The sequence below is a fragment of the Bradyrhizobium ontarionense genome (assembly GCF_021088345.1).
Taxonomy (GTDB): domain Bacteria; phylum Pseudomonadota; class Alphaproteobacteria; order Rhizobiales; family Xanthobacteraceae; genus Bradyrhizobium; species Bradyrhizobium ontarionense.
Map to the genome: position 1 here is coordinate 4,451,808 of NZ_CP088156.1, position 20,512 is coordinate 4,472,319.

15 protein-coding genes are annotated in these 20,512 nt (G+C 66.1%); 9 read left to right on the forward strand and 6 right to left on the reverse strand.

The features are described from left to right. Window positions 1-3: 3 nt before the first annotated feature. From LQG66_RS19780 to LQG66_RS19790, 3 genes are all read right to left on the reverse strand, one after another. Entirely contained in the window at window positions 4-1,884 is a 1,881-nt protein-coding gene (locus tag LQG66_RS19780) for an extracellular solute-binding protein (protein ID WP_231317360.1), read from the reverse strand. After that, window positions 1,881-3,722 (reverse strand): extracellular solute-binding protein, encoded by a 1,842-nt coding sequence (locus LQG66_RS19785; protein WP_231327863.1) that lies wholly within the window; start codon window positions 3,720-3,722, stop codon window positions 1,881-1,883. The genes LQG66_RS19780 and LQG66_RS19785 overlap by 4 nt, the downstream gene beginning before the upstream one ends. A gap of 373 nt (window positions 3,723-4,095) precedes the next feature. After that, a complete protein-coding gene (locus LQG66_RS19790) occupies window positions 4,096-4,644 on the reverse strand; it encodes a c-type cytochrome (protein ID WP_231317361.1) in 549 nt (182 codons plus the stop codon). Window positions 4,645-4,864: 220 nt separating this feature from the next. Between LQG66_RS19790 and LQG66_RS19795 the strand changes: the two genes are divergently transcribed. Together LQG66_RS19795 and LQG66_RS19800 are read left to right on the forward strand one after the other, a co-directional pair. Next, a complete protein-coding gene (locus tag LQG66_RS19795; protein ID WP_231317362.1) occupies window positions 4,865-5,605 on the forward strand; it encodes a 3-deoxy-manno-octulosonate cytidylyltransferase in 741 nt (246 codons plus the stop codon). An 18-nt stretch (window positions 5,606-5,623) separates the two neighbouring features. Further along, entirely contained in the window at window positions 5,624-6,484 is an 861-nt protein-coding gene (locus LQG66_RS19800; RefSeq protein WP_231317363.1) for a prephenate dehydratase, read from the forward strand. A gap of 183 nt (window positions 6,485-6,667) precedes the next feature. Here LQG66_RS19800 and LQG66_RS19805 read toward each other — a convergent pair whose 3' ends face one another. Continuing rightward, window positions 6,668-7,561, reverse strand: coding sequence for a LysR family transcriptional regulator (locus tag LQG66_RS19805; RefSeq protein ID WP_231317364.1), 894 nt, complete (start codon window positions 7,559-7,561; stop codon window positions 6,668-6,670). A 103-nt stretch (window positions 7,562-7,664) separates the two neighbouring features. Here LQG66_RS19805 and LQG66_RS19810 point away from each other — a divergent pair, with 103 nt between their 5' ends. Both LQG66_RS19810 and LQG66_RS19815 read left to right on the forward strand, forming a co-directional pair. After that, complete coding sequence (locus LQG66_RS19810; RefSeq protein WP_231317365.1) at window positions 7,665-8,534, forward strand: SDR family oxidoreductase; 870 nt, start codon at window positions 7,665-7,667, stop codon at window positions 8,532-8,534. A gap of 84 nt (window positions 8,535-8,618) precedes the next feature. After that, window positions 8,619-9,287: an NAD(P)-dependent oxidoreductase gene (locus LQG66_RS19815; protein ID WP_231317366.1), complete on the forward strand. Its 669-nt coding sequence runs from the start codon at window positions 8,619-8,621 to the stop codon at window positions 9,285-9,287. Window positions 9,288-9,313: 26 nt separating this feature from the next. On the opposite strand, the gene LQG66_RS19820 is transcribed toward LQG66_RS19815, so the two are convergent. Next, a complete protein-coding gene (locus LQG66_RS19820; RefSeq protein ID WP_231317367.1) occupies window positions 9,314-10,333 on the reverse strand; it encodes an LLM class flavin-dependent oxidoreductase in 1,020 nt (339 codons plus the stop codon). 373 nt (window positions 10,334-10,706) lie between these two features. Between LQG66_RS19820 and metF the strand changes: the two genes are divergently transcribed. The 5 genes from metF (at window position 10,707) to LQG66_RS19845 (ending at window position 19,554) form a co-directional block, all read left to right on the forward strand. Beyond that, window positions 10,707-11,624 carry a methylenetetrahydrofolate reductase [NAD(P)H] gene (gene metF, locus LQG66_RS19825; RefSeq protein WP_231317368.1) on the forward strand — a complete coding sequence of 306 codons (918 nt, stop codon included), beginning with the start codon at window positions 10,707-10,709 and terminating at the stop codon, window positions 11,622-11,624. Continuing rightward, window positions 11,624-15,484 carry a methionine synthase gene (metH, locus tag LQG66_RS19830; protein WP_231317369.1) on the forward strand — a complete coding sequence of 1,287 codons (3,861 nt, stop codon included), beginning with the start codon at window positions 11,624-11,626 and terminating at the stop codon, window positions 15,482-15,484. Before metF ends, metH begins: the two co-directional genes overlap by 1 nt. Before the next feature lie 1,198 nt (window positions 15,485-16,682). After that, window positions 16,683-17,816, forward strand: coding sequence for an ABC transporter permease (locus LQG66_RS19835; protein WP_231317370.1), 1,134 nt, complete (start codon window positions 16,683-16,685; stop codon window positions 17,814-17,816). Beyond that, window positions 17,813-18,526, forward strand: a complete 714-nt coding sequence (locus LQG66_RS19840; protein ID WP_231317371.1) for an ABC transporter ATP-binding protein — start codon at window positions 17,813-17,815, stop codon at window positions 18,524-18,526. Before LQG66_RS19835 ends, LQG66_RS19840 begins: the two co-directional genes overlap by 4 nt. A gap of 2 nt (window positions 18,527-18,528) precedes the next feature. After that, the gene (locus LQG66_RS19845; RefSeq protein WP_231317372.1) at window positions 18,529-19,554 is read left to right on the forward strand and encodes an HlyD family secretion protein; all 1,026 of its coding nucleotides are present in this window, start codon (window positions 18,529-18,531) and stop codon (window positions 19,552-19,554) included. 296 nt (window positions 19,555-19,850) lie between these two features. Here LQG66_RS19845 and LQG66_RS19850 read toward each other — a convergent pair whose 3' ends face one another. Next, a complete protein-coding gene (locus LQG66_RS19850; protein ID WP_231317373.1) occupies window positions 19,851-20,483 on the reverse strand; it encodes a glutathione S-transferase family protein in 633 nt (210 codons plus the stop codon). Window positions 20,484-20,512: the final 29 nt, after the last annotated feature.

Genomic DNA, 20,512 nt, shown 5'->3' on the forward strand with positions numbered 1-20,512 from the left:
GAACTACTTCGCCTGCTCGAGCTTTGCGGCCTTGGCGGCATCGTACCACCAGATGTCAGGGGCGCCGACGCCCGAGGCGTATTTCGGCGGCTTCGGCGGGTGGCTGAACTGATCCCAATAGGCGATCGGATGGGTCTGGCGATACCATTGCGGTATCCAGTAATGCCCGGCGCGGAACACGCGATCGAGCGCCCGGCAGGCCAGCGTCAGCTCGCTGCGGGTCGCAGCCGAGATCGCCTTGTTGACCAGCGTATCGATCGCGGGATTGCTGATGCCGGCGAGATTGTACGAGCCCTTGGTCTTGGCCGCGTCCGAGGTGAAATAGGGCCTCAGGCTGTCGCCGGGCGTCGGCGACATCGTCAGCCGCTGCACCGTGATGTCGAAGTCGAAATCCTCGACCCGCGCGCGATACTGCACGGCGTCGACGACGCGTAAGTCGGCATCGATGCCGAGCGTCTGCAGGTTCTTGATCAGGGTGCCGTGGTGCGGCTTGAACGAGACCTCGTCGATCAGGAACTCGATCGCGAAGGCCTCGCCATTCGGCAGCAGCCGCTTGCCGTCCTTGACCGGCAGGCCGGCCTGCTGCAGCAGCTGCGAGGCCTTGCGCAGCAGCGCGCGATCCTGGCCCGATCCGTCCGAGACCGGCGGCACGAACGGCTCGCCGAACACGTCGTCAGGCACCTGGCCGCGGAACGGCTCCAGCAGCTTCAGCTCCTCCGGCGACGGCGGTCCGACTGCGACCATGTCGGAATTCTGGAACGGCGACACCGCGCGCGCATAGGCGCCGTACATGATGGTCTTGTTGGTCCATTCGAAGTCGAACGCGTAGGTCAGCGCCTGACGGACGCGCGGATCCCCGAACTTGTCGCGGCGGGTGTTGATGAACCAGCCCTGCCCGCCCGACGGCGTCTCGTCCGGCAGCAGCTCGCGCTTGACGCGGCCGTCCTTGATGGCCGGGAAGTCGTAGCGCGTGGCCCAGATGCGCGAGGTGAACTCCTCGCGGAAGAGATAGCTCTTGGCGCTGAAGCCCTCGAAGGCGACGTCGCGGTCGCGATAGAACTCGTAGCGCACGATGTCGAAATTATACATGCCGCGGCTGACCGGCAGATCGGCCGCCCACCAGTCCTTGACGCGCTCGAACTCGACGTAGCGGTTGATCTCGTACTTGCCGACCTTGTACGGGCCCGAGCCGAGCGGCACATCGAGCGGCCCCTCGTCGAACGCGCGGTTCGCATACCAGGCCTTCGAGAAGATCGGCAGGGTCACGACATAGAGCGGCACGTCACGGGCGCGCTTCTCGACGAAGCTCACGATGACGGTCGCATCGTCGACGGCCTCGGCCTTCACGAAGTCGCGCAGCTGCACAACGATCAGCGGATGGCCCTTCTCCTTCAGCGTGTTCAGCGAGAAGGCGACGTCCTGGGCCGTGATCTTCGAGCCGTCATGGAATCGCGCTTCGGGCCGCAAGATGAAGCGATAGGTCAGCTTGTCCGCGGAGATCGCGACCGACTTCGCGACCAGCCCATAGACCGCATCGGGCTCGTCGCTCGCGCGCACCATCAGCGAGGCGAACGTCATGTCCATGCCCTGCGCGCCCTCACCCTTGAGGACGTAGGCATTGAACGAGTTGAACGTCTGATAGGACTGGTTGTAGGCGCGGACCGAGGGGATCAGCGAGAAGAGCCCGCCCTTCGGGGCATCCGGATTGACGTAGTCGAAGTGGCGAAAGTCGGCCGGGTATTTCAGGTCGTCGAAGGCCGACGCGCCGTGAGACTCTGCGCCGAACTCCGCAGCCCACGCCGGCTTGAGCAGGGAAACGCTCAGGGCGCCCAGGCCAAGCCCGAGCACGCCCCGGCGTGACAACAGATGAGAGAACCTGCTCAAGAGCGCTTCACCTTGGCAGCCTTGTCGGCGTCGTACCACCACAGATTCGGCCAGCCGGACCGGGCGTATTTCGGCAGCTCCGCATGGCCGAAGCGGTCCCAGCGCGCGCTGCGCGCGAACGGATAGGTGAATTGCGGGACGACGTAGAAATTCCACAGCAGCACCCGGTCGAGTGCATGCGTCGCCGCTTCGAGGCTGGCGCGATCCTTCGCGAAGATGATCTTCTCGATCAGCTCGTCGACCGCCGGGTTCTTGATGCCGACCGAGTTCTTCGAGCCGGGTTCGTCAGCGGCCTTGGAGCCCCAGAAGTCGCGCTGCTCGTTGCCCGGAGACAACGACTGCCCCCAGACATCGACGATCATGTCGTAGTCGAAGGTGCGCACCCGGTTCTCATACTGGACGTTGTCGACCTGGCGGACAGTGACGGCGACGCCCAGGCGCTCCAGCGAGGGCTTGTAGAACAGCACGATACGCTCGGACGACGGATCCTGGACCAGCAGCTCGACGGTGACGGGCTTGCCGGTGGGATCGGTCAGCTTATGGTCCTTGATCTCGAAACCGGCCTCCTTCAACAGCTTCGTGGCCTCGCGCAGATTGCCGCGGACGGCGTCGGGGTTGCCACCCACCGGGCCCTGATAAACCGTCGTGAAAACCTCCGGCGGCACCTTGTCGCGCATGCCTTCGAGGATCTGCAGCTCCTGGCCCTGCGGCAGCCCGGAGCAGGCCAGATCGGTGCCTTCGAAATAGCTGTTGATCCGCTTGTACTGGCCGTAGAACAACTGCTTGTTCATCTCCTCGAAATCGAAGGCGTAGTTGAAGGCGCGCCGCAGCCGCGCGTCCTGGAACTGCGGACGCCGCAGGTTGAAGGCGAAGCCCTGCATCCGGCCGGAATCGCTGATCGGAAATTCGTCCTTGACCACCCGCTTGTCTTTGATGGCCGGGAAGTCGTAGGCCGTGGCCCATTGCTTGGCCGAGTTCTCGCTGATCCAGTCCGCCTGATCGGCCTTGAAGGCTTCGAGCGCGACGATGTTGTCGCGGAAGAACTCGAACTGCAGCTCGTCGAAATTATTCTGGCCGACCTGAACGGGAAGTTTTTCGCCCCAATAGTCCTTGACGCGCTCCACCTTGATCGAGCGGCCGGGAACGAATTCCTTGATGCGATACGGGCTCGACCCGAGCGGCGGCTCCAAGGTCGTGGCGGTAACGTCGCGCTTGCGCCCTTGCGCATCCGTGCCCTCCCACCAATGCTTCGGCAGCACCAGCAGCTCGCCCACGATGTGCGGCAGCTCGCGATTGCCGGGTCCATCGAAGGTGAACTTGACCTCGAGATCGCCGGTCTTCTCGGCCTTCCCGACATGGCGGTAGTAGGACGAGTAGTGCGGGCTGTTCTTCTTCAGAACCTCGAGCGAAAAGATGACGTCCTCGGGCGTCACCGGCTTGCCGTCCTGCCAGCGCGCTTCCTTACGGAGGCGATAGATGACCCAGGAGAAATCGTCCGGATAGGCGGCGGACTCGGCGAGCAGGCCGTATTCGGTCGAGACCTCGTCCTGAGACCGCGTCATCAGCGTCTCGTAGACCAGCGCCGCGGCGGGCGCGATGTTGCCCTTCACATACATCACGACGATGTTGAAATTGTCGAAGGTCCCGATCGAGATCATGCGGGCCGTGCCGCCCTTGGGCGCGTCGGGATTAACGTAGTCGAAGCGCTTGAAGTCTGCGGGATACTTGATCTGGCCGAACAGCGACAGGCCGTGACGCCAGACCAGCTGCTCGCCGGCCTGCGCCTGCGCGGCGTCGAGAGGAACGAGGCTGGCCGCGGTGCCGAGCGCCGGGGTCATCGCAGCGAAGGCGCTGCTCTGCAGCAGCTGTCGTCGGGTAATCGTCAAATGAGACTTCCTCTGAATAAGACCGCAGCGAAGCAGGTGGTCGGCGCCGGCCGCTGCTGCTCCGTGATCCAACGTTTGATCGTAACCCAATTCTCAGGGGCAGGTTGCGCCGGCCGAAGCGAAGCGCTCCAGCCCGCGAACCATGTTCCATTCAGAGGACAATATACGGCAAGGTTTCGACCAATAACCTTGCTTTTTCCTCATGATACCGGGTTGTGAACGCGGTGGATGCGACCAAAGGTCCCAAATGGGGCGAAATTCGTTCCCAAAGCAAAACGGCCGGGCTTGGGGCCCGGCCGTTCGGAAATCAGGGATCAGAGCCGGCTCACTTGGCGGCGGTCGGCAGCGGGGCCGGGCTGTCGGCCAGCGAGTTCAGATAGGCCAGCACGTCGGCGCGCTCTGAGTCCTTCTGGATACCGGCGAAGCCCATCGCGGTGCCCGGAACGTAGCCCTTCGGATTGGTGATGAACTGGTTGAGCGCATCGATGCTCCAGGTGCCGCCCTTGCCCTTCATCCCGGCCGAGAAGTTGAAGCCGCGGCCCTCGCCGACCTTGTCGCCGACGATGCCATAGAGGTTGGGGCCGACACCGTTCTTCTCGCCCTTCGCGAAGGTGTGGCAGGCCGCGCACTTCTTGGCGGCGGCAGCGCCCTTCTCGACGGAAGCGGTCTGCAGCAGCTTCTCGATCGGCTCGGCGGCGGTCGGCGCAGCGCCACCCTTGGCGGCGCCCTCGGCTTCCTTCACGGCGATCTCGAAACCCGGCTTCTCCGGCATTTTCGGCGCAAACAGCGCGCTGGCGGTGAAGCTCGTCACCAGCACGACCAGACAGGCGGCCAGGACGGCGCCGATGATTTTGTTCAGTTCGAAGGAGTCCATTTTGGAATCAGGCTCCGAGGGCGGATTTCATTGTTCTTGGGGGTCGCGAGGCCGCGGCCGTGAATCGCCCCAAGGAATCGAGCCGTCGCGCCTCCCCCTGGAGCGGAATTGAGATATCGGTTTGCCCGTGCTCTGGCAACCCGTATAAGCAGCCGGCTTTTGCTGTCCCCATCAAGTCCGTCGCGCCTGTTGCGACCGGCTCCGACCTGTCGTTCCCCGGATGACCAACCCACGTATCTTGGTGCTGATCCCCGCCCGCATGGCCTCGACCCGCCTGCCGGGCAAGCCGCTGCTCGACATCGCCGGCCAGCCGATGATCGTGCAGGTGCTGCGCCGCGCGCAGGAAGCCGCGATCGGCCGCGTGGCTGTGGCCACCGACACGCCCGAAATCGCTGCGGCGATAGAAGCTGCGGGCGGCGAAGTGGTCATGACGCGGCCGGATCATCCGTCCGGCTCCGATCGCATCCACGAAGCCCTCTGCAAGCTGGACCCTGCGCGGGAAGCCGAGATCGTGGTCAATCTGCAGGGCGACTTCCCGACCATCGACCCGCAGAACATCAGCGACGTTCTGCCGCCGCTGGATGATCCCACGGTGGACATCGCCACGCTGGCGGCCCAGATCCACACCGAGGAGGAGAGCCTCAATCCGAACGTCGTCAAGGCGGTCGGCTCGCCGCTCGGCGGGCGGCGCATGCGCGCGCTGTATTTCACCCGGGCCACGGCGCCGCATGGCGACGGACCGCGCTACCACCACATCGGCCTCTACGCCTACCGCCGGGCGGCGCTGGAGCGATTCGTCAGCCTGCCGCCGTCGCCGCTGGAGCAGCAGGAGAAGCTGGAGCAGCTGCGGGCGCTGGAGGCCGGCATGCGCATCGACGTCATGGTCGTCGACGCCGTGCCCCGCGGCGTCGACACCCCGGCCGATCTCGAAACCGCGCGCCGGCTTTTGTCCAAAGCCTGAGCTGCTAAAAGGCCCTTCATGAGCAAGATCTTGAAAATCGCATTCCAAGGCGAGCCGGGAGCCAATTCCCACATCGCCATTTCCGAGGCTTACCCGGCCGCTGAGGCCATGCCCTGCCCGACCTTCGAGGATGCGCTGAGCGCGATCTCCTCCGGCGAGGCGGACCTCGGCATGATTCCGATCGAGAACTCGGTCGCCGGCCGCGTCGCCGACATCCACCACCTGCTGCCGGCCTCGGGCCTCTACATCATCGGCGAGTGGTTCCTGCCGGTCCGCCACCAGTTGATGGCGCTGAAGGGCACCAAGCTTGCGGACATCAAGACGGTCGAGAGCCACGTCCACGCGCTCGGCCAGTGCCGCCGCATCATCCGCCAGCTCGGCGTCCGGCCGATCGTGGCCGGCGACACTGCGGGCAGCGCGCGCGATGTGTCCCAGCGCGGCGACAAGAGCGTGGCGGCCATCGCCTCGCGCCTCGCCGCCGAAATCTACGGCTTGGACATCCTCGCCGAGGACATCGAGGACGAGGCCCACAACACCACCCGCTTCGTGGTGCTCGCGCGCGAGGAGCAATGGGCCGAGCAGAATTCCGGCCCGCTGGTGACGAGCTTCGTGTTCCGCGTCCGCAACCTGCCCGCCGCGCTGTACAAGGCGCTCGGCGGCTTCGCCACCAACGGCGTCAACATGACCAAGCTCGAAAGCTACATGGTCGACGGCAATTTCTTCGCCACGCAGTTCTATGCCGATGTCGACGGTCATCCCAACGACCGCGGCCTCGCCTTCGCGCTGGAGGAATTGAAGTTCTTCTCGCGCGAGCTCCGCATCGTCGGCGTCTATCCGGCTCATCCGTTCCGGGCGACGTTCAGCGAGACACGAGAGTAGCTCTCTCCTGTCGCCCCGGCGAACGCCGGGGCCCATAACCACAGAGCTTAAGTGGTCGCAGCACGATTTCTCCGACCGCCCTCTCACAGGAACATCCGGCGGTATCGGTCCCCGATCTGCGTCCGGCAGCGCTGACGCGCTTCCGGACTTGCCCGGGACGACACCGAGAGTTCACGCCGCCGTCTATGACCCGACATAGGCGGCCAGCTCGGCAGGCGTTCCCATCGGGAAGGCCTCCTTCAAGAAATCGAGGAAGGCGGAGACACGCGCGCTCAACAGCCGCCGCGACGGATAGAGCGTCCACAGCGCGATCTCCGGTCCGTCGACGTCACCCCAATGGACCAACGTGCCGGCAGCGAGATCGTGACTGACAAGCGAGATCGGAAGGCGTGCGGCGCCGGCGCCCGCTCGGACCGCATCGCGGACCATCACGAGCGACGACAGGCGAAGCACCGGATCGATCGCGATGCGTGATCTTCCAGTTGGCGCCATCACATCCCACGCGCCAGCGCGATCACCCGCGCCGCGCGCGACAACCGGGACAGCGACGTTCTCCGCCGGTCGCGCGAGGCCCGGGCTTGCGACGACCACCAGCCGGTCGCGCAGAAAGATGCGCCCGACAAGGCTGTCATCCGGATCCGGATTGACCCGGATCACTAGGTCGTAACCTTCTTCGATCATGTCGACGGTGCGGTCCTCCGTCGTGACCTCGAGCCGGACTTGCGGAAACTTCAGCGCGAACCCGGCAGCGATCCTGCCCATCGCGCTCTGCGAAAACTGCACGGGTGCGCTGATGCGCAGCCTGCCGCGCGGCGTGTCTCCACCCGAAGCGATCGCCGCTGCGGTCTCGTCGAGCTCGGTGAGCAACGCCCCGGTCCGCTCGAACAGCGCCCGTCCTTCCTCGGTGAGCTTCAGGGCGCGCCCCCCGCGCTCGAGGAGACGCAGGTCGAGGGCGGCCTCCAGTTCCATGACCCGACGGGACAGCGTCGCCTTGGGACGCCCGGCGGCGCGCGCAGCACGACCGAATCCGCCGTGGCGGGCAACCAGGTTGAAATCGGCGAGGGCAACGAGATCCATCTGTTTCACCAGTGAGACGACCTGTCCAAATATAGCGTCTATTGGACCACGTGTGGATCGATATTTTCGGAATGTCTTCTGAACCCAACCCGGAGTGATCCCCATGACCATCCTCGTTACCGGCGCCACTGGCACCGTTGGCCGTCACGTCGTCGAACAGCTCGTCAGGCGCGGCGCCGATGTCCGCGCCCTCGTCCGCAATCCTGCCAAGGCCAACTTGCCGGCAGGCGTCCAGATCGCACAAGGCGACCTGCTCGACGTCGATTCGCTGCGCAGCGCGTTCTCGGGCGTCTCGACCCTGTTCCTGCTCAACGCCGTCACGCCTGATGAATTCACGCAGGCACTGATCGCGCTCAACATCGCCCGCGAGGCGGGCATCGAGCGGATCGTCTATCTCTCGGTGATCCACAGCGACGTCTACGTCAACGTGCCGCACTTCGCCGGCAAGTTCGGTGTCGAGCGAATGATTGAGCAGATGGGCTTGAACGCCACCATCCTGCGGCCGGCCTACTTCATGAACAACGATCTCACGATCAAGGACGTCGTGCTCGGCTACGGCGTCTACCCGATGCCGATCGGAGCCAAGGGCCTCGCCATGATCGACATCCGTGACATCGGCGAGATCGCAGCAATCGAGCTGATCCGCCGTGAGCAGTCCGCAGCGCCACTCCCGCTCGCGCGGATCAACCTGGTCGGTCCGGACACGCTGACCGGCGCTGATGCCGCCGCGATCTGGTCGGACGTGCTGGGGCGGACGATCGCCTATGGCGGCGACAACACCGCGCAGTTCGAGACCAACCTCCGGCAGGTCATGCCGAGCTGGACGGCGTTCGACATGCGGCTGATGAGCGAGCGCTTCCTGACCGACGGCATGGTCCCGGACGAAGGCGACGTCGCGCGCCTGACGGCGCTGCTGGGTCGCCCGCTGCGCTCTTATCGCAACTTCGTCACAGACATCACGACCGCGGCCTGACGGCAACAAACTCTGATCACCGACCGAAACCAACATGCGGGGCGCCTCCAAGGACGCGTCCCGCCGCCAATCAAGGAGGTCATCGTGACCAATCTCAACACCAACAACGTCGCCACCGTGAAGTCGAAAATCCTTGTCCTTGGCGCCACCGGCGGCGCCGGCCGCCTGATTGTTCGCGAGGCGCTGGCGCGTGGTTACGAGGTCACCGCGCTGGTGCGTTCGCCCGAGAAGGCCCGCGACCTGCAAGGCGCGCGTCTCGTCGTCGGTGACGCCCGCGACGAAGCTGCGTTGCGGAAGGCGCTCAAGGGCCAGGACGCGGTCATCAGTGCACTGGGCACGCCGGCCAGTCCGTTCCGCGAGGTGACGCTGCTCTCGACGGTGACGCGATCGCTGGTCAGTGCTATGCAGGCAGAGCACGTCTCGCGGCTGGTTGCCATCACGGGGATGGGCGCCGGTGACAGCGCCGCACACGGCGGCTTTCTGTTCGACAGGCTGATTTTTCCGCTGCTGCTGCGCAAGGTGTACGCCGACAAGAATCGGCAGGAAGCGATCATCGGGGATAGCGGGCTCGACTGGGTGCTCGTTCGTCCTTCCGTGCTGAACGACAAGCCGGGCGGCCACGCGGTGCGCGCATTGACGGATCTCTCCGGTTTTCATGGCGGGACGATTGCGCGGGCGGATGTCGCGCGCTTCGTCGTGGACCAGGTGAGCGACGACAGCTTCCTGCATCGCTCGCCCCTGATCACATCGTGAGAGCGCCGCAGCGTGCCTGCCCCTCCTTACGCTGCCGCCTTCCGCTCCAGACCGAACGCGTCGGCGAGCAGGCTGTAGGAGCGCTTGCGCGCCTCGTGGTCGAAGGTCGCCGTGATCACCATCAGCTCGTCGGCCTGGCTGGCGGCGATCATCGGATCGAGCTTGGCCCGCACCGTCGACGGCGAGCCGACGAACAGCCGCGAGCGGTTGCGCGCGATCGAGGCGCGGTCGGCGTCTGTATACAGATAGGCCGCCACCTCCTCCGGGCTCGGCAGCGGCAGAAACTGGCCGCGGTCGCGCCGGAGCCGATTGAGGTCCATCGACGACGCCAGCCGCTCGGCTTCGGCATCGGTATCCGCCGTCACCACGGCCACAGCCAGGATCGCGTGCGGCTGCGACCGCCAGCGCGACGGCGTGAAATGCGCGCGATAATTGGTCATCGCATCGACTGCGTCGTGGCTGGCGAAATGATGCGCAAAGCCGAACCCCAAGCCGAGCTGCGCCGACAGCTCGCTGGAATAGTCGCTTGAGCCGAGCAGCCAGATCGGCGGCAGCGGTGCATCATCGGGCATCGCTATGACGTTGTTATAGGGGTGGCCCGCGGGAAATTCGCGCGTCTCCCATAGCATCAGCTCGTGCAGCCGCTCCAGGAAATCGTCGCCCTCGCGGCGGTCGAGCCGGCTGCGCAGCGCATAGGCCGTGGTGCCGTCGGTGCCTGGCGCACGTCCCAGGCCGAGATCGATGCGGCCGGGAAACAGCGCCTCCAGCATCTTGAAGCGCTCGGCGACCACCAGCGGCGCATGGTTGGGCAGCATCACGCCGCCGGAGCCGACGCGGATGTGCTGAGTCGCCGCCGCGATCTGCCCGATCATGATGTCGGGCGACGGGCTCGCCACCGAGGGCAGGCTGTGGTGCTCAGCCAGCCAATAGCGGACATAGCCGAGCTGATCGACGTGGCGGGCCAAGTCGATGCTGTTGCGTAACGCCGCCGACGGCTTGGTCGCCGTGGTGGTGACGGAGAGGTCGAGGACGGAAAGCGGTATCATTGGCTCAACCTAATGCCTGCACGCCGCACCACAATGGGCCAACCGCGGCGGTGACCTGCCGCAAATGCAGGGGATCGGCGACAATGGGGTTGGGACGAACTTCCTGTATACAGCGGCACAACGACTATCTCCCACGATCAATTTCGACGAGTTTCGTCCAAGGCACGCGCATAACCATTGATATTTCTTGTTTTTTCTTGCCCACCATCGACGACGATAAAGGCACACAAAATGTCACCATGCGTGCATTAGTGGGCTAAATCCCATTCCCGGTGGGCTGTCTATTGCGACGCACTTCCCTTATCTTGGCCCGATCGAGATGGGGCCACCCTATTGAGATGAAATTTACGTCCCATCGGGAACCTGCGTTGCCATGACCGACCTCGCCTCCGCCATCACCGACGGCCATTCCGCGATCAACAGGCCGAAAATCTCGTTCGAGTTCTTCCCGCCGAAGTCCGAGGAGATGGACCGGACGCTGTGGTCCTCGATCGAGCGTCTGGCGCCGCTGGAGCCGAGCTTCGTCTCCGTTACCTACGGCGCTGGCGGCTCGACGCGCGAGCGCACCCACGCCACCATCGCGCGCATCCTGAAAGAAACCGCACTGCTGCCGGCAGCGCATCTGACCTGCGTCGGCGCCTCCCGTGGCGAGATCGACGAGGTCGTCGACCGCTATCATGAGGTCGGCGTCCGCCACATCGTGGCATTGCGCGGCGATCCGCCCGGCGGCATCGGCGCGCCCTATTCCACCCGCGCCGACGGCTACCAGACCTCCCCCGAGCTGATCGAAGGCATCAAGAGGCGCCATCCCGACATCGACGTCATCGTCTCGGCCTATCCGGAGAAGCACCCGGAGAGCCGCGACTTCGACGCCGACATCGACATGCTCCAGGCCAAGATCGACGCCGGCGCGACCCGCGCCATCACCCAGGTGTTCTTCGACAACGACCTCTACTTCCGCTACCTCGACCGCGTCCGTGCCCGCGGCATCGACATTCCGATCGTGCCGGGCATCATGCCGCTGCACAATTTCAAGCAGGCGCGCGCCTTCGTCACCCGCACCGGCACCACGGTGCCGGACTGGCTCGCCGAGAAGTTCGACGGCCTCGATGACGATCCCGAGACCCGCAAGCTGGTCGCCGCGACCGTCGCCGCCGGCCAGGTGCAGAAGCTCGCCAAGCAGGGCGTCGACACCTTCCATTTCTACACCATGAACCGCGCCGACCTCGTATTCGCGATCAGCCATCTGCTCGGCATTCGCCCGAAGTCCGCCAACAAGGCCGCCGCCTGATGTCCGTTCCCGTATCTCCAGCGCGTACCGCTTTCCTCGCCGCCGCGGCCAAGCGCATCCTGATCCTCGACGGCGCCATGGGCACGATGATCCAGGGGCTGCAGTTCGACGAGGCCGCCTTTCGCAGCGAGCGGTTCAAGGACTTCCATCGCGATCTCCGCGGCAACAACGATCTCCTGATCCTGACCCAGCCCGAGGCGATCGAGGCCATCCACGCGCAATATCTGCGCGCCGGCGCCGACCTCGTCTCCACCAACACCTTCTCGGCGACCTCGATCGCGCAGGCCGATTACGACCTCTCCGACATCACCTACGAGCTCAACCGCGAGGGCGCCCGGCTGGCACGCAATGCCGCGACCCGCGTTGCGGCCGAGGACGGCAAGCAGCGCTTCGTCGTCGGCGCGATGGGCCCGACCAACCGTACCGCCTCGATCTCGCCTGACGTCTCCAACCCCGGCTACCGCGCCGTGACTTTCGACGACCTCCGGCTCGCCTATGGCGAGCAGGCGCGCGGGCTCGTGGACGGCGGCGCCGACATCCTGCTGGTCGAGACCATCTTCGACACGCTCAACGGCAAGGCGGCGCTGTACGCGATCGCCGAGCTTTGCGAGGAGCGCGGCATCGACGTGCCCGTGATGATCTCCGGCACCATCACCGACAAGTCTGGCCGCCTGCTCTCGGGCCAGATGCCCGAGGCGTTCTGGAATTCCGTCCGTCACGCCAAGCCGCTCACCATCGGCTTCAACTGCGCGCTCGGCGCCGAGGATTTGCGCGCCCATATCGCCGACATCGGCCGCGTCGCCGACGCACTGGTGTCTGCCCATCCGAATGCCGGACTGCCCAACGAGTTCGGCCAGTATGACGAGACGCCGGCCTACATGGCGCGGCTGATCGGCGAGTTCGCGAGCGCCGGCCTCGTCAACATCGTCGGCGGCTGCTGCGGCACCACGCCGGACCATATCGCGGCGATCGCCGCCGCGGTCGCCCCGCACAAGTCGCGCGTCGTGCCGGAGATCGCGCCGCGGCTGCGGCTGTCGGGCCTCGAGCCGTTCGAGCTGACGCCCGCCATTCCCTTCGTCAATGTCGGCGAGCGCACCAACGTCACCGGTTCGGCCAAATTCCGCAAGCTGATCACGGCCGGCGACTACACCGCGGCGCTGCAGGTCGCGCGCGACCAGGTCGAGAACGGCGCCCAGGTCATCGACGTCAACATGGACGAGGGCCTGCTGGATTCGGAAGCCGCGATGCGGACCTTCCTCAATCTCGTCGCCGCCGAACCGGACATCGCCCGCGTGCCGGTGATGGTCGATTCCTCGAAATTCCACGTCATCGAGGCCGGCCTGAAATGCGTCCAGGGCAAGCCGGTGGTGAACTCGATCTCGCTCAAGGAAGGCGAGGAGAAGTTCATCCACGAAGCGAAGATCGCGCGCCGCCACGGTGCCGCCGTGGTCGTGATGGCGTTCGACGAGAAGGGCCAGGCCGACACCTACAAGCGCAAGACCGAGATCTGCGCCCGCGCTTACAAGATCCTGGTCGAGCAGCTCGGCTTCCCGCCGGAAGACATCATCTTCGATCCCAACATCTTTGCGATCGCGACGGGGATCGAGGAGCACGACAATTACGGCGTCGACTTCATCGAGGCTGTCAGGTGGATTCGCCAGAACCTGCCGCACGCCCATGTCTCCGGCGGCGTCTCGAATCTCTCGTTCTCGTTCCGCGGCAATGAGCCGGTGCGCGAGGCGATGCACTCGGTGTTCCTGTATCACGCCATCAAGGCCGGCATGGACATGGGCATCGTCAATGCCGGCCAGATGATCGTCTATGACGACATCGATCCCGAGCTGCGCCAGGTGTGCGAGGACGTCGTGCTCAACCGCGACCCCGGCGCCTCCGAGCGGCTGCTCGCGCTGGCCGAGAAATTCCGCGGCAAGGAGCGGCAGACCAAGGAGGCCGACCTCGCCTGGCGCGAATGGCCGGTCGGAAAGCGGCTGTCCCACGCGCTGGTGCACGGCATCACCACGTTCATCGAGCAGGACACCGAAGAAGCGCGCGCCGCCTCGACGCGCCCGCTCGACGTCATCGAAGGCCCGCTGATGTCCGGCATGAACGTGGTCGGCGATCTCTTCGGCGACGGCAAGATGTTCCTGCCGCAGGTGGTGAAGTCCGCGCGCGTCATGAAGCAGGCGGTCGCCTATCTGATGCCGTTCATGGAGGCCGAGAAGGCCGCCAACAAGGGCCGTGCCAACGAGCGCTCCAACGCCGGCAAGATCGTGCTCGCGACCGTCAAGGGTGACGTGCACGACATCGGCAAGAACATCGTCGGCATCGTGCTCCAGTGCAACAATTTCGAGGTCATCGACCTCGGCGTCATGGTGCCCGCGGCCAAGATCATCGAGACCGCGAAGGCCGAGAAGGCCGACATCGTCGGGCTTTCCGGCCTGATCACGCCGTCGCTCGACGAGATGTCCTATCTCGCTGCCGAGTTGGAGCGCCAGGGCCTCAACGTGCCGCTCTTGATCGGCGGCGCCACGACGAGCCGCGTTCACACCGCGGTCAAGATCGATCCGAACTACCAAAGCGGCCCGGTGGTGCATGTCAATGACGCCAGCCGCGCCGTCGGCGTCGCGTCGTCGCTGCTGTCGGCGGAGCGCAAGGATGCCTACGCCGCCGAGGTCCGCGGCGAATACCGCAAGATCGCCGCCGCGCATCTGCGCGGCCAGGCCGACAAGAAGCGCTTGAGGCTTTCGGATGCCCGCGCCAATGCGCCGAAGATCGACTTTGCCAAGGCGAGGCCGGTCAAGCCGACCTTCCTCGGCGTGAAGACATTTGCCGATTACGATCTGGCCGAGCTGGTGCCCTACATCGACTGGACGCCGTTCTTCCAGACCTGGGAGCTCGCCGGACGTTTCCCGGGCATTCTCGATGACGCCAAGGTCGGCGAGGCCGCGCGCGCGCTCTATGACGACGCGCTGAAGATGCTGAAGCGCATCGTCGACGAGAAGTGGTTCGCGGCGCGCGCCGCGATCGGCTTCTGGCCGGCCAATGCCGTCGGAGACGACATCGTGCTGTATGCGGACGAGACTCGCACCACTGAGGTCGCGACCTTGCACACGCTGCGCCAGCAGCTGGAGAAGCGCGAGGGCCGCTTCAACACGGCGCTGTCTGACTTTGTGGCCCCGCAGGCTTCCGGCGTGCCGGACTATGTCGGCGGCTTCGTGGTCACCGCCGGCCTCGGCGAGGACGTGGTGGCCGACCGCTTCAAGAACGCCAATGACGACTACTCCTCGATCCTGGTCAAGGCGCTGGCCGATCGTCTCGCCGAGGCCTTTGCCGAGCGCCTGCATGCCCGCGTCCGCCGTGAGTTCTGGGCCTATGCGCCTGACGAGGCGCTGAGCGCGGACGATCTGATGCTGGAGAAGTATCAGGGCATCCGCCCCGCGCCCGGCTATCCGGCGCAGCCCGATCACACCGAGAAGGCGACGCTGTTCGAGCTGCTCGATGCCGAGACCAACGCCGGCGTCACGCTGACCGAGAGCTTTGCGATGTGGCCGGGCTCGTCGGTCTCGGGCCTCTATTTTGCGTCGCCCGAGAGCTTCTATTTCGGCGTCGGCAAGATCGAGCGCGACCAGGTCGAGGACTACGCGGCGCGCAAGGGCATGACTGTCGCCGAGGTCGAGCGCTGGCTGGCGCCGATCCTGAACTACATCCCGGCACGGGGCGGACAGGAGGCCGAGAAGACGGCACCGCGCGCAGCTGCCGCGCCCGCTCCAGCTAACGACGCCGAACTCGCCAGCCATCCAGCTGGCTGCGCCTGCGCAGTGCATCTCGCCTGGCGCAAGAAGGCCGTCGGCGCGAAGTAGCCCGCGCACTCACCACGCCCACAACTGTCGTCCCGGCGAACGCCGGGACCCATACCGCGTGATCCGTCCGTAGTCCGCGGTGGCAAACGTCGAACTCAACAACTACTCCCTGGGGTTATGGATCCCGGCGTTCGCCGGGACGACACCTGTTTTGACGCACCGTCATCGGCACGCATGCGCAGCGTTCACCCATCAAACAAACAAGCAGACACAGCCCCGCAATCTCGCGGCGCGTAGCGCCCGAGTGATGCGGCAGGTCCGCCCTCGAAATAACAAGGAGGGCGCAGGGAAGGCCGGGAGCTTGCCGCCCCCATGGCCCCCGTGCGTAAGAAAAGCACGGGGCAGGAACCACAGGTTTGGCAGGACATCCCGGCCTTCCCTGCGCGATGGGCTACACCTTATACGGGCTCTCCCCGGGGACCGGCTTGATTGCCCCCGTCACTGGCGGATCATCGCCGCCGGCTTGGCATCAGCGTCGGGATGCCAGGACCACACGATTTCGGCGTCCGCGGCCTGCCGTTCGTCGGTGTGAGACACACTGCAGCAAGCCCCGGCCATCGCTCCCCGCGTCCAACGTTCGTGACGATCGCGATTCCGCCCCTCCAGGGGACACGGGATGCGATGATGAATGCATGAATTCCGAAAATACGAAAGCGGAATATTTTTGCGCGCAGGACTGGACAGGGCAAATCAGCCTGATGCGGCTCAGGAATTCGGTTTCTAGGCGCAGGTGAATTTTGTCCTCCGAGCGGTCACGCGTGGTGGCGAGGTAGCCAGCGTACAAGATCGAAGCCTCTGATTTGCCCGCCGGGTAGCACCCGCAGCGCGACGTCATCCGCGCTGTCAGCCACACCCGCAGCCGTCGTCCCGGCCTAGTGCGCAATTGCGCACGCGGCGCCGGGACCCATACCGCGTGATGTATAGGTGATCCGCGGTGGCCGATACCGAGTGCAACAACTCGTCCCTGTGGTTATGGGTCCCGGCGTTCGCCGGGACGACACCGAGTATGACGAACCACCGTCATCTCCCCGCCGGCAATTCGCAGGTACAGCACCGCATGTGACGCGCCTCCCCGTGTCCCCCGCGCCACGACCGCGCCGAATGACAAAGCGCGACAGCCGTCGCCACGCGATGCAGCGTGGACATCTCCGCCGGAAGCGGATGAAATAGGCGCCGGGCTCCGGGTGGTTTTCAGTTCATGTCGCTGCAGTTCAGGCTTGCGTCGCGAAACCTGTTTCATGACAGGCTTCGCTTCATCGCGACCATCATCGGCATCATCTTCTCGATCGTGCTGGTGACCGTGCAGATGGGCCTCTATGTCGGTTTCCGGCGCATGGTCACGACCATGATCGACCACTCGCCGGCCGAGCTCTGGGTCATGCCGGTCGGCACCAAATGCTTCGAGGATCCGTCGCTGCTCGATGAGCGGCAGCGGTTCCGGGCGCTTGCGGTTCCCGGTGTGGCGGAGGCGACGCCGCTGGTGATCGGCTACGCACAATGGCGGCTGCCGCAGGGCACCACGACGCCGGTGTTCGTGGTCGGCTCGGAGCTGCGTGGGCTCGGGCTGCACCCCTGGAACGTGGTGGACGGACGGCTCGACGATCTGTCGGTGCCCGGTGCGGTCGCGATCGACCAGACCTATTTCGAGCGGCTCGGCATCACCGGGACCGACCAGGCGGCGGAGCTGCGCGACCGCAAGATCCAGGTGATGGCGGTCACCAAGGGCATCCGCTCCTTCACGACCACGCCCTACGTGTTCACCGACGTCGAGCGCGCGCGGACCTTTACCGGCATCGCGCCGAACAAGGCGTCCTATCTGCTGGTGAAGCTGGCCGCCGGCGCCGACCTCGACACCGTGCAGCAGGCGCTGCGCGACAGCCTGTCCAACGTCGAGGTGCTGACCGCAGCCGAGTTCGCGAGCCGCAGCCGCTCGTTCTGGCTGTTCGGCACCGGCGCCGGTGCCGCGCTGTTCGCGGGCGCGCTGCTCGGCCTCATCGTCGGCACCGTGATCGTGGCCCAGACGCTCTATTCCAGCACCAAGGATCACATCAACGAGTTCGCGACCCTGCGCGCGATCGGCTCGTCCAGCCGCTACATCTACACGGTCATCATCTGGCAGGCGCTGCTCAGCGCCGTCATCGGCTTCGCCGGCGCCGCAGCGGTCGGCAAGATCGTGGCGGCGGCGACCGCGGAGTCGGCACTGCCGGTCATCATGACGCCGGCGCTGACGGTGGCGCTGTTTGTCTTGACGCTCACGATGTGCGTGGGCTCGGCGATCGCGGCGATCGTGAAGGTGATGCGCATCGACCCGACCCTGGTGTTCTCCCGATGAGCACGACCGTGCTCGAGGCGACCGATCTCGTGCATCACCTCGGCCAGGGTGCCGGCCGGGTGCAGGCGCTGAAGGGTGTGAGCCTGTCGCTCAAAGGCGGCGAGCTGGCGCTGCTGATGGGCCCCTCGGGCAGCGGCAAGACCACATTGCTGTCGATCCTGGGCTGCCTGATGACGCCGGATGGTGGTGCCGTGCGGCTCGGCGACCAGCCGGTCGCGGGGCTCGACCCGGAGGCGCTGGCGAAGCTCCGGCGCGAGCGCATCGGCTTCATCTTCCAATCCTATCATCTGTTTCCGACGCTGAACGCCGAGGACAATGTGCGGCTCGCGCTCGATGTGCGCGGCGAACGCGCGCGGGCAGCGAAGAAGGCGGCGCGCGAGGTGCTCGACAGGGTCGGCCTTGGTCACAAGAAGCGGTCGTTTCCGCGCGAGCTCTCGGGCGGCGAGCAGCAGCGCGTCGCCATCGCCCGCGCCATCGTCGGCAACACGCGGGTCATTCTCGCCGACGAGCCGACCGGCGCGCTCGATACCGCCAACGGCCAGGCGGTGATGACCCTGCTCGCCGACATCGCCAAGGATCCATCGCGCGCGGTGCTGGTGGTGACCCATGATCCGCGCATCCTGCCCTTTGCCAATCGCGTCATTCATATCGAGGACGGCCGCATCGTCAGCGAAGAGGCCGGCGGCGACTCAATGAAGAAGGTCTCGTGAGCATGATCGGATCAAGGATCGCACCTCGTGTCCGCGCGATCGGGCTGGCCACGGCGGCGGCCGCTGCACTTGCCATCGCGCCCGCCTGGGTCACGCGGCCGGTCCACGCCGCCAACGCCCAGGACGAGCGCTGGCTCGCGGTGGCGCCCGGGCGGGTCGAGCCGGCCTCGGGCCTGATCAAGCTCGGCGCGCCCGTCGGCGGGCTGATCCAGGAGGTGCTGATCAAGGCCAACGAGGCCGTGTTCGCCGGCCAGGCGTTGGTGCGGCTCGCCGATGCCGAGGCGCGAGCGCAGCTCGCCAGCGCCGAGGCGCAGGTCGCGATGCGCAAGCGCGTGCGCAACAAGGAATCGACGCCGTCGGGCGCCGGGCCGCGGCGGCGCGCCGAGGATGGCCTTGCGGATGCGCAGGCGGCGTTGTTCGACGCCCGCGTCGCGCTCGACAAAGCCGCGGCCGAGCGGCGCGCCGGCCGCGGCGCCGATGCCGACGTCGAGACCGCGCGCACGCAAGCGACAGCAGCGCAGACCAGGCTGGAACAGCAGGCCGACGAGTTGCGCAAGGTCACCGCCGATGCGCCGCTGCCGATCAGCGCCGAGGGCCAGCTCAACGTCGCCCGCAGCGAGCTGCAGGGCGCGCGCGCAACGCTCGACAAGCTCACCATCCGCGCGCCGCTCGACGCGACCATCCTGCAGGTCAATGCGCGCGCCGGCGAAGTCGCCTCGCCGCAAGCAACGCCGCCGCTGGTGCTGCTCGGCGACATCACGGCGTTGCGCGTCCGCGCCGAGCTCGACCAGCGCGACCTCGACAAGATCAAGGTCGGCCAGCAGGCCGTGGTGCGCTCGGAAGCCTTCCGCGGCCGCGACGTCGCCGGCAAGGTCGCCGTCGTCGCGCCCCTGGTCGAGAGCAGCCGCGCCTCGACGCTCAGCCAGCGCAACATGACCGATGTCGACGTGGTGGAGGTGCTGGTCGATCTCGCCGAGCCCGGCCCATTCGCGGTGGGCATGAAGGTGGATGTGTATTTCAGGCCGTGAGGGGTTGTGTGGCTCAACTGCACTCCGCGCTTGGCTGCACTGCTTCTCCTGGCGGGCTGAGTTGAGCACATCTCTCGCCGCTGGCGCGGTGCACCTCGCCCCGCTTGCGGGGGCGCGACGAGCTTCGCTCGCGCTGAGAGGTCGGATTGCATCGTCAGATGCAATCCGGGTGAGGGGGTACAGGTCTTTCCACGTCCACTCCCCGGGCGTCTGCCCCTCACCCCAGCCCTCTCCCCGTGAAGAACGGGGAGAGGGAGCGCACTGTCGGTGTGGCAACAGCAACGATCCCAAACTCATCAATCCCCGCTCGGCGGGGCCAGCGGCTGGACGATCTCCTGGAACGGCGGCAGCGCCTCGCAGCGGGCGGCATGGGCTGACAGCGCCGGGTAGCGCGTTTCGTCGAACAGATGCGGATGCGCCTCACGCGTGAAGCGCAGCACGCAGGCGACGGCGATGTCGGCATGGCCGATCATGTCGCCGTACCAGTACTCCGTGGTGACCGCCGCGCGCTCAGCTTCCAGCATCGCCAGCACGCCCGAGATCTGCGTCTCACAGCGCGCCACCCATAGCGCCAGGCGATCCTTGCGCAGCACGCGCTCATAGATCAGGCTGACGGCCTTGTCGCCCAAGCCAGTGGCGAGCGCAATGGTGCGCAACTGCCGGCGGCGCAACGGCCCGCTGCGCGCCAGCAGGGCGCGCTCGGGACCGACGGTCTCATCGAGGTGATCGAGGATCGCGGCCGAATCGATCAGCGCCTCGCCGTCGTCGAGCACCAGCACCGGCACGCGCAGCAGCGGATTATACGGCGCGATCTTGTCGGCATCGCCGAAGGTCGACCACGGCCGGTGCTCGAACGGCAGACCGTAGAGCTGCAGCGCAATCGCGGTGCGGCGGACGAAGGGCGAGTCGTATTGGCCGATCAGGAACATGGCGCATCCTCCCGTGCAGAGCAGTGAAG

What these genes read in the sequence shown, in the direction of transcription:
- LQG66_RS19785 (WP_231327863.1), bottom strand. Translation starts at nt 3,722, where the DNA reads ATGACCCCGGCGCTCGGCACCGCGGCCAGCCTCGTTCCTCTCGACGCC.
- LQG66_RS19790 (WP_231317361.1), bottom strand. Translation starts at nt 4,644, where the DNA reads ATGGACTCCTTCGAACTGAACAAAATCATCGGCGCCGTCCTGGCCGCC.
- LQG66_RS19795 (WP_231317362.1), top strand. Translation starts at nt 4,865, where the DNA reads ATGACCAACCCACGTATCTTGGTGCTGATCCCCGCCCGCATGGCCTCG.
- LQG66_RS19800 (WP_231317363.1), top strand. Translation starts at nt 5,624, where the DNA reads ATGAGCAAGATCTTGAAAATCGCATTCCAAGGCGAGCCGGGAGCCAAT.
- LQG66_RS19805 (WP_231317364.1), bottom strand. Translation starts at nt 7,561, where the DNA reads ATGGATCTCGTTGCCCTCGCCGATTTCAACCTGGTTGCCCGCCACGGC.
- LQG66_RS19810 (WP_231317365.1), top strand. Translation starts at nt 7,665, where the DNA reads ATGACCATCCTCGTTACCGGCGCCACTGGCACCGTTGGCCGTCACGTC.
- LQG66_RS19820 (WP_231317367.1), bottom strand. Translation starts at nt 10,333, where the DNA reads ATGATACCGCTTTCCGTCCTCGACCTCTCCGTCACCACCACGGCGACC.
- metF (WP_231317368.1), top strand. Translation starts at nt 10,707, where the DNA reads ATGACCGACCTCGCCTCCGCCATCACCGACGGCCATTCCGCGATCAAC.
- metH (WP_231317369.1), top strand. Translation starts at nt 11,624, where the DNA reads ATGTCCGTTCCCGTATCTCCAGCGCGTACCGCTTTCCTCGCCGCCGCG.
- LQG66_RS19835 (WP_231317370.1), top strand. Translation starts at nt 16,683, where the DNA reads ATGTCGCTGCAGTTCAGGCTTGCGTCGCGAAACCTGTTTCATGACAGG.
- LQG66_RS19840 (WP_231317371.1), top strand. Translation starts at nt 17,813, where the DNA reads ATGAGCACGACCGTGCTCGAGGCGACCGATCTCGTGCATCACCTCGGC.
- LQG66_RS19845 (WP_231317372.1), top strand. Translation starts at nt 18,529, where the DNA reads ATGATCGGATCAAGGATCGCACCTCGTGTCCGCGCGATCGGGCTGGCC.
- LQG66_RS19850 (WP_231317373.1), bottom strand. Translation starts at nt 20,483, where the DNA reads ATGTTCCTGATCGGCCAATACGACTCGCCCTTCGTCCGCCGCACCGCG.